Raw genomic sequence first — 13,940 nt, 5'->3', positions numbered from 1 at the left:
TAAAACCATAATAATGCATCTTTAAAGATGGGTTATAACTCGTTGAAGGCTGTACATTGTTATCGTCCTTGCAAATTTTACTTCTAAGAATTCTTGGATTCATGCAAATTTGAAGTGGAATTGAGTCTAAAATTACTTTCCTATTTTCACCATCAATCTGCTGAGCCACCCATTCAGAAATAGAATTTATATACCCACTTAACCTCCTTTTTCTACGATTATAATTTGATCTATCTATCAACTCGGAAAATATCATCAATAAATCATTGTTCAATTTTGAAAACATCCAATTTTCAGAATCCAAGCTAATAGTTTCAGCTAAAATGGATAGTGTAACTACCTCAATATCAGGCCATTTTGGCTTATTCTTGTAAGTCTTAAAATTACCATCAGGTAATAAAAATTCATTCAAGGCCAACTTGACTATTGGCAATATTTTGTCGTAATTTGCTTTCAGGTTGTACATATTAAAGATTTGTCGTTATTTCTTTAAGTTACTGAATTTCAGTTATATGTACAACCTTTTTCTATTTATTTAAACCGCACAACGGGTTCTATTAATATTTGATTTTCGTAAGTTTTCCTTTGAAATTTGTTTCATAGTGAGCGTTTAATACTTCTAAGTTTGCAGAATAATTTAAACATTCATTTTAAATAATATGTCTTATTTTATTCCAAATGCTTTTTATAGAAACTTACTATCATTGTTTCTTTTATGTAATATTTCTTTTATTTCATTAGCTCAAGAAGATACTACCTCAAAAATTATCAATTTCAGAGGAGCTGTTAGTGTTACTCAAAATGGGTTCTCATTTATTCCTGCCTTTTCGCTGGGAAAACCAGCCGCTATTTTTAATTTTAATATCAATGGAGGTAAAAGATTTAGTTTTGACCCTGAGTTTCGATTTGCTTTGAAGGATGGCCGTCCTTGGTCATTTATTTTTATTTGGCGTTACAAACTCATCAATCAAAAACGTTTTCAAGCATCAATTGGTACGCATTTTCCTGCTGTGCCTTTTAGAGTTTTGGCTTATGAAACTTCTCCCGAAATAAAAAATACTTTGGCGGTTTCTCGTGTCATTCCTTTTGAATTTACGCCCAATATCATCCTCAACAAAAATAATAGCATTAGCCTGTTTTGTCTGTATGCCAAAGGCGTGAGCGACGACGCCAATAATCACACTGCTTTGGTTTCGCTGAGATCTTTTTCAACAATTCAGTTAATTAAAAGCTTATCTTTAAGGCTTAATCCTCAGCTATTTTATCTGAAACTAGATGCGAAAGAGGGTTATTATTTTGCCTCAAATTTTACACTTTCATCGAAAAAAACACCATTTTATTTGGGTTCGACTATAAATAAACCTTTAAAAACAGATATTGCTGGAAAATCATTCGATTGGAATATTAGTTTGGGATATGCGATAGATAGAAAGCTAATTGTTAAAAAGTAGATTATGGAAAAAATAGAATCTTTACAAGATTTTTATAGCAGGAAATTTGAGTGGATACCCGAAAATCTGGGTCGAGATATCGGACATGTCAATGTTTTTAGATTGCCACATCCAGCAACCAAACCTGTGCCTTATCGCCGCCGAGATTTTTTCAAAATTACGCTTTGTAGAGGAAGTAGTCGTATACATTATGCAGATAAAGTTTTCTCCTTCGAAAAACAAGCACTTGTGTTTTCAAATCCGTTTATTCCTTATAAATGGGAGCATGTCGATGACGACCTTTCAGGGTTTTATGTAGTTTTTGATGCCATTTTTTTTAATCTATTCGGCAACTTGATTCAATACGAAGTCTTTCAGCCAACAGGTACACACGTTTTTGAATTAGATGATTCTCAATTTGAATATTTGTGTGGAGTTTTTGAGAAAATTGAAACCGAGCTCAACTCTGAGTACATTCATAAATATGATGCCATCAGAAATCAGATTTATGAGTTGATTCATTATGCCATGAAAACCCGTCCTTCATCGCGAATTGAGAAGTTACCCATTAATGCCTCCCAGCGAATTTATTGGCTATTTTTAGAACTGCTTGAACGCCAGTTTCCTATTGACGAAAATCATACCGAAATTAAGCTCAGGACAGCCTCTGACTTTGCTTTACAACTTAATGTTCATGTAAATCATCTTAACCGAGCCGTGAAAGAAGCTGGCGGAAAGACAACTTCACAACTCATTGCCGAACGCTTATTACAAGAATCTAAAATTATGCTTAAACAAAGCAAATGGAATATCTCTGAAATAGCCTATTCGCTTGGCTTTAAAGAAGTAACACATTTTAATAATTTTTTTAAGAAACATACATTATTGAGCCCAACTAAATTTAGAAATAACTGAAAATCGGTAGGCCATAATCAGAATTTAAACTGTTCAAAATAGAACTATCTACATGAAAAAGAGAACATTAGGAAAAGATTTGGAAGTTTCCGCCATCGGTTTGGGATGCATGGGTTTGAGTTTTTCTTATGCTCCATTTCCATCTGAAGATGAGAGCATTACACTATTACATAAAGCGGTTGAAGAAGGAATTACTTTTTTTGACACTGCAGAGGTATACGGACCATATACCAATGAAGTATTGCTAGGAAAAGCACTTAAGCCCTTTAGGCATAAATTCCAAATTGCTACAAAATTTGGTTTTGAAATAGTCGATGGCGAAATGATTGGTGTAAATAGCCGACCAGAAACTATAAGAAAAGCTGTGGAAGGCTCACTTAAAAGACTAGGAATTGACTGTATAGATTTGTTATATCAACACCGGGTTGATCCCAATGTGCCTATCGAAGATGTGGCAGGCACGGTAAGTGAACTTATAAAGGAGGGTAAAGCCAAATATTTTGGGCTTTCAGAAGCAGGAGCAAATACGATTAGAAAAGCACATGCTGTGCAGCCCATTACAGCTCTGCAAAGTGAATATTCTTTATGGACTCGTCAACACGAACTTGAAATTATTCCTACGATTGAAGAGCTGGGAATAGGTTTCGTTCCATTTAGTCCATTAGGAAAAGGTTTTTTAACGGGTACAATTGATGAAAAAAGAGAATTTGCCGCATCTGATATTAGGTCAATAATACCTAGATTTACGGAAGAGGCAAGGGTCGCAAACAAAGCATTGATAGATGTAATTGCCGAATATGCAAAAAAATATAATGCTACAAATGCTCAAATAGCCTTGGCTTGGGTTTTAGCTCAAAAACCTTGGATAGTTCCAATTCCCGGAACCACTAAAATTCATCGATTAATAGAAAACAATGGTGCTGGAATTCTTCAACTTAGTTCCGAAGACTTGAGACAACTGACCTTAGCATCCGAACAAGTGAAAATTACTGGAGAAAGATATACCGAAGCCATGGAAAAATCTACAGGATTGTAATATATTTTCTTAATTCAACCCTCGAAATTCCATCGGACTCATGCCCACTTTTTGCTTGAATAGTCTGGTAAAATGCTGCGGATATTTGAAACCAAGTTCGTAAGCGATTTCGTTAACGGTCTTGTCATTTTCAAATATCTTTTCTTTGGCTATGCTGATGGTTTTGAACAGAATATAATCTTTTGCCGATTGCCCTGTTTCTTTTTTGACCAAATCTCCAAAATAGTTGGACGAAAGATTTAACTCATCAGCAAAATAAGCTACCGAAGGCAACCCAATAATTTGGGGTTTATCTGAATGAAAATAAGCATTGAGGTTTTCTTCAAATCGCTCCAAAATACCACGGTGGGCTACATCACGGGTGATAAACTGACGATCATAAAAACGCTGACAATAATCCAAAAACAACTCAATATTGCTAGCAATAAGCTTTTTGCTGTGTTTGTCTATAGGTTGTTTGAGTTCAAATTCTATTTTAGCCAAAATATCCAAAATCAAAGCTCTTTCATCCTCCGAAAGGTGTAGGGCTTCGTTGGTTTGGTAACTAAAAAACTTATATTGATGTATGGATTTGGCCAAATGAGTGCCAATCAAAAAGTCGGGATGAAACAGTAAGCCAAATCCCATTGGTTGATAAACCACTTTAGGATTATCCATACAAACAAACTGCCCAGGTGCATAAAACACCAAAGTACCTGCTTGATAATCATAATGATACCGACCATATCGCATATCTCCACAGACTATATCCTTCAATATCACACTATACAAACCATAATTAAATCGGATGGAGTCTACTTCACCCCAATCTCTTGGATTAGCTTTTGAATAATCCAACACCGTCACCAAGGGGTGCATTGTTTTGTGATTATTGTTTGCGTTAAACTCGCTTACACTATCTATGTTTATTACTTTTTCCATGATTAGTTCTTATGAAATACATCCAAATTTATGATTTTAATAATACTAATCTTCATTTCATTTTAACAATCAGTAAAAATGGTAGAAATGACAGTAATTAATATACTAAGATGAGTGACTGAATAAAGTAGTTTTGTGTAAACAAAAATTTATTTACATGAAAAGAATAATTATTAGCTTATTTCTAATATTTCTGACAGTTCAGGTAGGTTTTTCGCAATCAAAAACTGAAAAAGAAGTACTCCAACTTTCCAAAGACAAATGGCAATGGATGGCCGACAAGGATGTTGAGAAATTAGAAAAACTATTTGACGACAAGTCAAAGTTTCTTCACATGAGCGGTACCTGGAAAAAAGCTGAGGAGCTTGAGATTATTAAAACGGGTAGTATTTGGTACAAAAAAGCTACCGTTCACGACTCGGCTGTTGAAGTTTCGGGCAAAACAGCTATTGTATGGAATAGAATTACCTTGTTAGCAAATGTTAGAGGAAGTGATGTTTCAACTGAATTTACAGTTACAGAAGTTTTTCAAAAACAAAAAAAGGCATGGAAAATGCTCGCTCTATCGTTTAGTAGTGTAAGAGATACCCATCAGATAAAGAAATAATTTTGGATTCAGTTTTCTTGAAACTCGTTTTTAGCACTTAATAAAAAAAGTAACATTTGAATTTCGTAAGAAATCGTTTGAATGATGTAGTTTTTATAGAATAAATAGCAATATTTTTGTAAAGAGATTAAAGTCTTTAAATATCAATTATCATGGCAAAATACAATCTTAAAATAAACGGAAAAACCCGTAATGTGGATGTTGATCCTTCCACACCAATGCTTTGGGTTCTTCGTGATACGCTAAACATGCCCGGTACCAAATTCGGCTGTGGAATGGCTGAATGCGGTGCTTGTACCATTCATTTGGATGGAAATGCCACTCGCTCATGTGTTCTGCCTGTTTCAGCTATTGGAAAATCAGCCATTACGACAATCGAAGGGCTGTCTGAAAATGGCACTCACCCTGTGCAAAAAGCTTGGCTCGAACACGATGTGGCTCAGTGCGGCTATTGTCAAGGCGGACAAATCATGTCGGCAGCGGCATTGCTCAAAAGCAACCCAAAACCAAGTGATGAAGATATTGACAACGCTATGAGCGGTAATATCTGCCGTTGTGGTACTTATCTCAGAATCAAAGAGGCAATCAAAACCGCTGCTAAAGCATCAAAAACTAAATAAGACAAGACTATGGAAAATATAAAATCACAAAGTAGAAGAGATTTTTTAAGGTCCTCAGCCCTTGCTGGTGGTGGCCTGATGCTTAGTTTTAGTTGGTTTAGTTCGAAAGCTGCTGAAAAAGCTGTAGAGCTGAACCTAGCAGAACCGGTTTGGTCTGAACTAGCGGCCTATATCAAAATTACACCTGATAATGTCATTAAGATTTTGGTGCCCAATCCCGAATTTGGTCAAAACGTAATGACTTCGTTACCCATGATAGTGGCTGAAGAATTAGATTGCGATTGGAAAAATGTAGTGGTAGAAATGAGTACTCATGATAATGTGAAATACGGCATGCAGTTTACAGGTGGTAGTAATTCGGTTCGAATGTACTGGAAGCCACTCCGCAATGCAGGAGCCGCCGCTCGCCAAATGCTAATCGATGCTGCTGCACAGGCTTGGGGTGTTTCGGCCTCAGAAATTACAACAAAATTAGGTGTTTTATCTCATTCGAGTGGAAAAACAGCAAAATATGGTGAAATGGCCGCTAAGGCAGCTACATTGGCTGTTCCGAAAGATGTGAAGCTAAAAGCTCCAAAAGATTTTTCAATTGTTAGAAATTCAAAGAAAAACACCGAAGGCTTGAAAGTAGTTACTGGTAAACCACTTTTCGGAATGGATTATCGCGTTGATGGAATGTTGATAGCTATGATTCAGCATCCACCTGCATTTGGTATGAAACTAAAGTCTTTTGACCCAACAGCTACCAAAAAAATGCCAGGTATCAAAGATGTTTTTAGTTTCAAGTTATACGATGATGGTTTTGAGCAAGCTGGTTTCGATACCCGCACTTTCAATGAAATGATTGCCATAGTCGGAAATTCTACTTGGGAAGTAATGAACGCCCGCAAAAAAATAAATGCTCAATGGGAAACTGCGGGTGATTTAAAAGAGACCGTTATGGGCAGAGGAGGAAAAACTGAAAAAGTAGTGCCTGCCAGATTAGAAACTACAAGTAGCCAATTTGAAATGATGGCTGAATACGCCAAGAAACCAGCTCAGCAATTAAGAAAAGATGGTGACCCTGAAACAGCTTTCAAAAATGCAGCTCAGATTATTGAACGCACTTACAATGCTCCGTTTTTGGCACATAATTGCATGGAACCGATGAATTTCTTCGCACATGTACAAGACGACAAAGCCTTAGTATCTGGTCCAATTCAAGCCCCTGGTTGGATGGAACCCACACTTTCTAAGCTTCTGAATTTACCAGCTGACAAAATAGAGATTCAAATGACCCGTATGGGTGGTGGTTTTGGTCGAAGAGCGTATGCACAATATGCCTATGAAGTTGCAAGGATTTCACAGAAAATGAAAGCTCCGATAAAATTGATTTATACCAGAGAGGACGATATGACTTATGGAATTTATCGCCCAATGTACACGGCAACCTATCGTGCAGCACTTGATGTCAACAAAAATTTAATAGGTTTTCATGTAATAGGCGGAGGAATTCCAGAGAATCCTATTCATGCCAATCGTTTTCCAGCCGGTGCTGTGGATAATTATTTGGCCGAAGGTTGGGAGATTCCATCAAACATTACAATTGGTGCATTTAGAGCTCCACGTTCCAATTTTAATGCTGCTGCAGAGCAGTCGTTTTTGGATGAGGTAGCTCAAGCGATGGGAAAAGACCCAATCGCTTTCCGCCTTGATTTGTTGAAACGTGCCAAAGAAAATCCAGTTGGTAAAAACAACGATTACGATGCCAGCAGATATATCGGAGTCCTTGAGTTATTAAAAGAAAAATCAGGTTGGGGAAAACCCGAAAATGCAGGTAAAAAACGTGGTGTAGCTGCCTATTTCTGTCACGCATCTTATGCTGGTCATGTGGTGGATATGGTTATGCGTGATGGCCAACCGTACGTAGAATCAGTAACTTCTGCCGTTGATTGTGGAGTAGTGGTAAACCCAGATGCCGCCCGAAACATGGTACAAGGTGCGGTGGTTGATGGCATCGGACAGTCGTTTTATGGAGCATTGACGCATAAAGACGGGGTTGCTGAGCAGAACAATTTCCATAATTATCGTATGATTCGGCATAATGAAGCTCCTAAGAAAATTGATGTTCATTTCGTAGAAAACGATATAGACCCAACTGGTCTTGGTGAACCACCTTTCCCGCCTGTATTTGGAGCTGTAGCAAACGCTTTGTTTAAAACCACGGGCAAAAGACATTATAATCAGCCTTTTATGAGTGAAGTAGGTAGAGAGAGTTAGTTTATTTATTTCTTGAAAACATGTACTTGAAGGCAGGGCTAAAACTCCTGCCTTTTTTAGTTTGCGAAATTTCTATTGAAATCCCTTGCGTAGTCAAATAGCTACATATATATTTGTAGCCAAATAGCTACATATGAATTTAAGAAGAGACGTATTTCAAGCCATTGCAGATCCTACCCGACGGGCCATACTTTTGTTATTGGCTACTCAGTCAATGTCTGCGGGAGCTATTGCCGCCAATTTTGACACAGCAAGACCAACGGTTTCCAAGCATTTGCAGATTTTGACCGAATGTGAACTTCTCAAACAAAAGCAAAATGGGAGAGAAGTCATTTATCAACTGAATCCCTCAAAAGTGAAGGAGGTAGCGGACTGGGCGGAGCAGTTTCGTCAATTGTGGGACGAAAGGTTCAATAAATTGGAGGATATAATGAAAAAATACATTTGAAATGGAGCGTAAAACCAAAATACATGCAGAGGAAAATAAGCAAGAGATAATTATCACCAGAGATTTTGATTTGCCACTGAACTTGCTTTTTAGGGCTTACCTAGAGCCTGAAATTGTGGAGCAGTGGATGGGAACGAAAGTGATCAAACTCGAAAATAAAAAACAGGGTGGCTGGCATTTTGAAACCACCGACCCCATGGGTAATGTCCACGTTTTCAGTGGCGTCATCCATGATATTATTAAAAACTCAACGATCGTACGGACCTTTCAGATGGAGAATACGCCATTTGAGCCGCAATTAGAATTTCTTGATTTCGAGCCAGTTTCTGACTCCAAAAGTAAACTTAACATGCATATTATTTATAGGTCTGTTGCCCTTCGTGACCAAATGTTGGCCTTGCCTTTTGCACAAGGAATTAACATGGCTCACAACAGACTTCAGAGTATTGTTGAAAAATTGAACTAAAAAGATATGAGCAAGAGAAACACAATTATTTATTGGGTTGCCACGCTTTGGCTAGCATTAGGCATGACCTCCACCGGTATTGTGCAGTTGATGAAAATGAAAGAAGAAGTTGAGAAAATGGCACAATTGGGTTATCCGGCCTACTTTCTTACCATTCTTGGAGTATGGAAACTTTTAGGAGTTGTGGCCATTCTTATTCCCAAGTTTCCACTTTTGAAGGAGTGGGCGTACGCCGGTTTTTTCTTCGCCATGTCTGGTGCCACCATCTCCCATCTTTTTATGGGTCATCCAGCGAGCGAAATATTCCCATCTATATTATTAATTGTTTTAACCGTGGTTTCATGGTATTTTAGACCTGCCGATAGAAAAACTACTTAAAATTACTCAAAATGAAGAACGAAGAGCTAAACGCTTTTTTCGAAAAACCAGGCAAATGGCAGGTCGAACTCAATGAGCTCAGAAAAATTGTTTTGGAAACGGGCATCATAGAGGAGTTAAAATGGAAACAGCCTTGCTACACGCTCGATGGTACCAATCTTTTAATAGTCAGCAGTTTCAAGGATTTTGCTTTTGTGAGTTTCTTAAACGGCTCGTTATTAGCGGACACTGAAAATATTCTGGTAAAACCGGGCGAGAATTCTCAGTTTTCTAGGTTGATGCGGTTTTATAGTGTGGATGACGTAAGAAAGTTAAAATCTACACTTTTGGCCTATATTTATGAATCTATTGAGGCTCACAAAGCGGGCATAAAACCCATTGTAGTAAAGGAAAAGGTCCTTGAATTTCCTGAGGAATTGTTAGAGAAGTTTAGTGTGGATAGTAAATTCAAAACTGCCTTTGAGGCATTGACTCCTGGCAGGCAAAGGGCTTATAATATTTATTTTACGGGGGCGAAATCTTCAAAAGCACGTGCTTCAAGAATAGAAAGCTACACGGAAAGAATAATGAACGGTAAAGGCTTTAATGATTGTATTTGTGGGTTCTCTAAACGTATGCCCAATTGCGATGGATCACATAAGTATTTATAATTCAATATTTTGAATTAATTTAATACCTAAGCCTTAGCTGAAAAAGATATTCGTGTTTAAAACCTACAGAGGTTACCAACCACACCAAATTTGGAGAGAATCTTGTAACTGGGTTAGCGAAAACAGTTCTTTAACTTATCGGAGAACATCTTTGGTATTCGGTATTTTGATTTAAGCCTAAAGCTTCGTAACTTTTCTTTATTTTTCATAAAAATGAATTACTTGGAGAAAATAATCACTGCCTTTGAGCTTCATGACGTTCAAGGCATAATAGACTGTTTTGAAAACGGTATAGATCCAAATGCAATAGAAAAGGGCAAGCCGCTCATATTTGAACTGATAAATATGTACAGCCGCGGTCCTTTATTTGCTGCATGCATCAAAACATTCGTGGATTTTGGAGTAGAAATTGAAGACAAGGTTTTGCTCGCAGTTTTAATGAATGACGCCATTTCGTTAGATAAACTTTTACTGCAAAATCCTGGAGCTCTGGATGTTAAATACACTTTTGACTGTACGTTTACACCTATGCTAGAAGCTTCACTTTTGCATATTTGTGCTGAATATAATCATTTGGATTGTGCCCGTGTTTTAGTTAAATACGGTGCTGATATCAATGCAAAAGCTGGAATAGATGAAAACGGATTTGGTGGACATACGCCAATATTTCACTGTGTCAATCAACACGCCAATGGTAGTATAGATGTTCTCAGGTATCTGATCTCACTAAAGGTGGACTTATCGGTGACGGTGAAAGGACTGATTTGGGGCCAAGGATACGACTGGGAGACTTTTGTGCCATCTGTAAATCCAATCAGTTATGCCATGATGGGGCTGTTGAGACAGTTTCAAAGAACTGAAAAGGATATTTATGAAGTCGTGTCCATGTTGATGAAAGAAAAGTATCAAATGGATTATTTTCCCGGCAATATTCCCAATAAGTATTTATACAATTAGCCAAGTGGTAGTTTTATAAGTGATTTGTAATTTAGAATTTGATTCAATTTTTCCAAATTGCAAATTTTGTAGGTTTTACCCATTAGTATTCTTTTACTAATTTTAATCCAGCAATGCCGTTGGTTTCGGCAGAAAGTTAGAACATTAGGTAAACCTTTTTTAGATTTTGTTAACCTCAAAAAAGCACTTTGGTAAAATTAGCTTATTCCATTTTATACGTAGCCGACGTTACAAAATCCATCGAGTTTTACGAAAAAGTCTTTGGTTTTTCTAGAAAATTTGTCACGCCCGAACATGATTATGGCGAATTGTTAACTGGAGAAACTACCCTGTCTTTTGCTTCTTTAGGTTTGGCTGGATCAAATTTGAAAGGTGGATTTATTAAAAGTGAACTTTCGAGTAAACCCTTTGCTCAAGAATTGGGATTTACTACTGACAATGTTCAGGCTGTTGTGCATGCCGCAGTAGAAGCGGGTGCTCAGCTTTTGGAAAGCCCGAAAACCAAACCTTGGGGTCAAGTGGTGGCTTATATTCGTGATATTGACGGCTTTTTACTTGAAATCTGTACCCCAATGGACTGATTTGAGTAAAATTTGGGTAATTGGTTATTTCTTTGCGTCCTAGCGACCTCGCGGTAGAACAAATTATGAAAGAAGAACAAATACAGACACTCCATCCTCAGCCTGATAAAACCAACAAGAAAATATCCTTGGCTAAATATCATCAGATCAAGGATGCCCTTTCGGGGATACTCAGTAAGAAAGAACTAAGCCATACAGATCTCATGGAAGCACTTTACGTAGAGGTAAAAGACACTTTTGTGGGTGGTATTCAATGGTATGGAGAAACAGTAAAGCTTGATTTAGAGGCTCGAAAGGTAATAGAAAGAACAAAGTCTAAACCAGAGAAATATAAATTGGTAAAGGTTAATTCTTAAACCTATACAAATAGGGAGCCTTGTTTGCAGCACCCGTAAATTTCTTCTCCAAACGTTCTAAAACATTCAAATCTAAAATTTTCTTTTGAAAATTATTTCTTGCAAAGGGCTTGTTATAAATGGCTTCATAAAGCTCTTGCACTTCTTTCATGGTAAAGGTTTCGGGCAAAAGATTGAAGCCAATGAGTTTATGGTCAATGTTTTGGCGAAGCGTTTCAAGTGCGTAGCTGACCATTTCGTTGTGGTCCATTATCATTTTTGGTAAATTTTTGATATTATACCAGTCAATTGATTCGTCAAAATTCCCAGTTTGCGGATTCACTTTATTTATATCAACCAAAGCATAATAGCCAATAGAAACAAATCGTTTTGAAAGCCAAGTAATGTCGCTTTTACTAAAGGGATGTTGCTCCAAAAGCTCATCTTTAAGGGAACTGAATTCTTCAAAGAGCTCTTTGTTTTTGCGTTCTGTTTTTCCAAAAACTTTATATTGCTCTAAAAAAATATCCATCAACCCGGTTCTTTCTTGCAAAATTCTTTGGGCTGCTTCGTCAATACTTTCATTTTGTTGAATAAAACCACCTGGTAATGCCCATAAATCTTTCGCTAGATTTATTTTAGGTACCAGAACTTTCAGTTCTTTTTCTTTATATCCAAAAATTACACTGTCAATAGAAAGCTGATTTATGAAATTTTCTTCATTAAATGGTTTCATGATAATTAAAGCTTAGAATCGGATGCCCAACCAGTCCACCGATCGTCTACTTTTAAATGATTTTAGATACTGTTTCCCAATCAATAGATAGGGGCAAAATATAATTATTCAAATATAATATAAAATAAAAATATATTGTCTACAAATTAGACAATAATTGAAAATTATTTTACATTTGTTCCGTAAATCATAAATTGTGCATGGTTTATTTAAAATATAGGCTTTTTAGGAACCAATAAAGTACCTGCCGATAATTTGGAAAAATGTGAGTAAATGCCCTGTTTCTATTGTTCGAAGTATTTTCAGCAGGAGTAAGTTTTAATTCTAACAAAACCATCATTACAAAAGGAGTATGAAAAAACACATTTGGCTTGCGATTATCGCCTCTGCATTGGGCTTTTTTGTCGATTTGTATGATATTATTATTCTGAGTATTGTGCGGACAAAAAGTCTTTTAGACCTGGGCGTTCCTGAAGCCGAATTACTCTCAAAAGGTGTATCATTAATCAATTTCCAAATGGTCGGAATGTTGATTGGTGGTTTTGTTTGGGGAATTATCGGGGATAAATTCGGTAGGCTTTCGGTGCTTTTTGGCTCAATATTGTTGTACTCCACGGCCACTTTTGTAAATGCGTATGCTCCTAATTTTGAAATTTACTTATTACTTAGGTTTTTGGCGGGTGTTGGCTTAGCGGGCGAACTCGGAGCTGCCATTACACTTGTAACTGAGCAAATGCCACAAAAATATCGAGGTATTGGCCCCGCAATTATTGGCGGCAGCGGTATGCTTGGAGCAATCGCTGGAGCGTACATTGGCGGTAAATATTCTTGGCAATTTACTTATCAGTTGGGTGGAGGATTAGGTTTTGCTCTCTTGATTCTACGTTTAGGGGTTTTAGAATCGGGTTTGTTTAATGCCATGAAAGAAAAAACAAGCAACAAGGGAAATCTTCGACTCTTGTTCAAAAACAAATCCTATATCATTAAGTATATCAGTATTTGCGTGTTGGGCTTTCCGGTTTGGTACGTCAATGGTGTGGTAATGACTTTTACGCCAGAAATTGCCAAGGCATGGGGAATGGCGGAAATTCCTTCGGTATCAGCGGTGTTTACCTATTACTTTATCGGTTTTACTTTTGGTGATTTAACAGGTGGACTCGTAAGTCAATATCTTCAAAGTCGTAAAAAGGCGATTCGTCTTTACTTATCTCTTTATGCCATTGGTGCCGTACTGTTTTTTGCCATCGGTAATCAATCGCTTATGCTTTATTATGGTTTATTGCTATTTCTTGGTTTCTGTGTGGGCTACTCCATTGTGTTGCTCACACTCGCTGCTGAACAATATGGAACCAATATCAGGGCAACGGTTACGACTTCATCGTTGAATATCCTTCGTGCGACGGTTATTCCGCAAACCCTACTCTTTGGTTTTCTGAATCCTTACATCGGAACTGTTAATTCGGCCATGGTAGTGGGTGTGGTGGCTGTTTTATTGGCCTTTTGGGGTTTGAGCAATTTGGAAGAGACTTTTCATAAGGATTTGAATTATACGGAGGAATAGTGAGGGGAAACTTGCGAGTAAAGAGTAGTGAGTTTTGAGT

General features: G+C 37.2%; 17 protein-coding genes. 14 read left to right on the top strand and 3 right to left on the bottom strand.

What is annotated here, in order from left to right; genetic code table 11:
* On the bottom strand, positions 1-466 hold a 466-nt coding region (locus EGI31_RS11840; RefSeq protein ID WP_510186411.1), incomplete at its 3' end, for a transposase family protein.
* 193 nt (positions 467-659) lie between these two features.
* Here EGI31_RS11840 and EGI31_RS11835 point away from each other — a divergent pair.
* Genes EGI31_RS11835 through EGI31_RS11825 form a run of 3 tightly spaced genes read left to right on the top strand, consistent with a single transcriptional unit; the run spans position 660 to position 3,381 of the window.
* On the top strand, positions 660-1,451 hold the full coding sequence (locus EGI31_RS11835) for a hypothetical protein (RefSeq protein WP_255037444.1): 792 nt from the start codon (positions 660-662) through the stop codon (positions 1,449-1,451).
* A gap of 3 nt (positions 1,452-1,454) precedes the next feature.
* On the top strand, positions 1,455-2,345 hold the full coding sequence (locus tag EGI31_RS11830) for a helix-turn-helix domain-containing protein (protein WP_255037443.1): 891 nt from the start codon (positions 1,455-1,457) through the stop codon (positions 2,343-2,345).
* Between the two features lie 52 nt (positions 2,346-2,397).
* Positions 2,398-3,381 (top strand): aldo/keto reductase, encoded by a 984-nt coding sequence (locus tag EGI31_RS11825; protein ID WP_255037442.1) that lies wholly within the window; start codon positions 2,398-2,400, stop codon positions 3,379-3,381.
* Between the two features lie 9 nt (positions 3,382-3,390).
* On the opposite strand, the gene EGI31_RS11820 is transcribed toward EGI31_RS11825, so the two are convergent.
* Complete coding sequence (locus EGI31_RS11820) at positions 3,391-4,302, bottom strand: helix-turn-helix domain-containing protein (RefSeq protein ID WP_255037441.1); 912 nt, start codon at positions 4,300-4,302, stop codon at positions 3,391-3,393.
* A gap of 157 nt (positions 4,303-4,459) precedes the next feature.
* On the opposite strand from EGI31_RS11820, the gene EGI31_RS11815 reads away from it, so the two are divergent.
* The 10 genes from EGI31_RS11815 to EGI31_RS11770 all read left to right on the top strand — a co-directional run bounded on the left by EGI31_RS11815 (position 4,460) and on the right by EGI31_RS11770 (position 11,624).
* Positions 4,460-4,909 carry a nuclear transport factor 2 family protein gene (locus tag EGI31_RS11815; protein WP_255037440.1) on the top strand — a complete coding sequence of 150 codons (450 nt, stop codon included), beginning with the start codon at positions 4,460-4,462 and terminating at the stop codon, positions 4,907-4,909.
* A 152-nt stretch (positions 4,910-5,061) separates the two neighbouring features.
* Positions 5,062-5,529, top strand: a complete 468-nt coding sequence (locus EGI31_RS11810; protein ID WP_255037439.1) for a (2Fe-2S)-binding protein — start codon at positions 5,062-5,064, stop codon at positions 5,527-5,529.
* A gap of 9 nt (positions 5,530-5,538) precedes the next feature.
* Positions 5,539-7,788: a xanthine dehydrogenase family protein molybdopterin-binding subunit gene (locus EGI31_RS11805; protein WP_255037438.1), complete on the top strand. Its 2,250-nt coding sequence runs from the start codon at positions 5,539-5,541 to the stop codon at positions 7,786-7,788.
* A 133-nt stretch (positions 7,789-7,921) separates the two neighbouring features.
* Positions 7,922-8,236 carry an ArsR/SmtB family transcription factor gene (locus tag EGI31_RS11800; RefSeq protein ID WP_255037437.1) on the top strand — a complete coding sequence of 105 codons (315 nt, stop codon included), beginning with the start codon at positions 7,922-7,924 and terminating at the stop codon, positions 8,234-8,236.
* A gap of 1 nt (position 8,237) precedes the next feature.
* Entirely contained in the window at positions 8,238-8,702 is a 465-nt protein-coding gene (locus tag EGI31_RS11795; RefSeq protein ID WP_255037436.1) for an SRPBCC domain-containing protein, read from the top strand.
* Positions 8,703-8,708: 6 nt separating this feature from the next.
* On the top strand, positions 8,709-9,080 hold the full coding sequence (locus tag EGI31_RS11790; RefSeq protein WP_255037435.1) for a DoxX family protein: 372 nt from the start codon (positions 8,709-8,711) through the stop codon (positions 9,078-9,080).
* Positions 9,081-9,091: 11 nt separating this feature from the next.
* Positions 9,092-9,730, top strand: coding sequence for a YdeI/OmpD-associated family protein (locus EGI31_RS11785; RefSeq protein WP_255037434.1), 639 nt, complete (start codon positions 9,092-9,094; stop codon positions 9,728-9,730).
* Positions 9,731-9,943: 213 nt separating this feature from the next.
* On the top strand, positions 9,944-10,687 hold the full coding sequence (locus EGI31_RS11780; protein ID WP_255037433.1) for an ankyrin repeat domain-containing protein: 744 nt from the start codon (positions 9,944-9,946) through the stop codon (positions 10,685-10,687).
* A 188-nt stretch (positions 10,688-10,875) separates the two neighbouring features.
* On the top strand, positions 10,876-11,268 hold the full coding sequence (locus tag EGI31_RS11775; RefSeq protein ID WP_255037432.1) for a VOC family protein: 393 nt from the start codon (positions 10,876-10,878) through the stop codon (positions 11,266-11,268).
* 65 nt (positions 11,269-11,333) lie between these two features.
* Positions 11,334-11,624: a DUF6958 family protein gene (locus tag EGI31_RS11770; protein WP_255037431.1), complete on the top strand. Its 291-nt coding sequence runs from the start codon at positions 11,334-11,336 to the stop codon at positions 11,622-11,624.
* Here EGI31_RS11770 and EGI31_RS11765 read toward each other — a convergent pair.
* On the bottom strand, positions 11,614-12,339 hold the full coding sequence (locus EGI31_RS11765; RefSeq protein WP_255037430.1) for an NUDIX hydrolase: 726 nt from the start codon (positions 12,337-12,339) through the stop codon (positions 11,614-11,616). The genes EGI31_RS11770 and EGI31_RS11765 overlap by 11 nt on opposite strands.
* 352 nt (positions 12,340-12,691) lie before the next feature.
* Here EGI31_RS11765 and EGI31_RS11760 point away from each other — a divergent pair, with 352 nt between their 5' ends.
* Complete coding sequence (locus tag EGI31_RS11760; protein ID WP_255037429.1) at positions 12,692-13,900, top strand: MFS transporter; 1,209 nt, start codon at positions 12,692-12,694, stop codon at positions 13,898-13,900.
* Positions 13,901-13,940: the final 40 nt, after the last annotated feature.

It is taken from the genome of Lacihabitans soyangensis (assembly GCF_024343775.1).
In the GTDB taxonomy this organism is placed as follows: domain Bacteria; phylum Bacteroidota; class Bacteroidia; order Cytophagales; family Spirosomataceae; genus Leadbetterella; species Leadbetterella soyangensis.
This window is presented reverse-complemented; position numbering and strand designations above follow the sequence as displayed.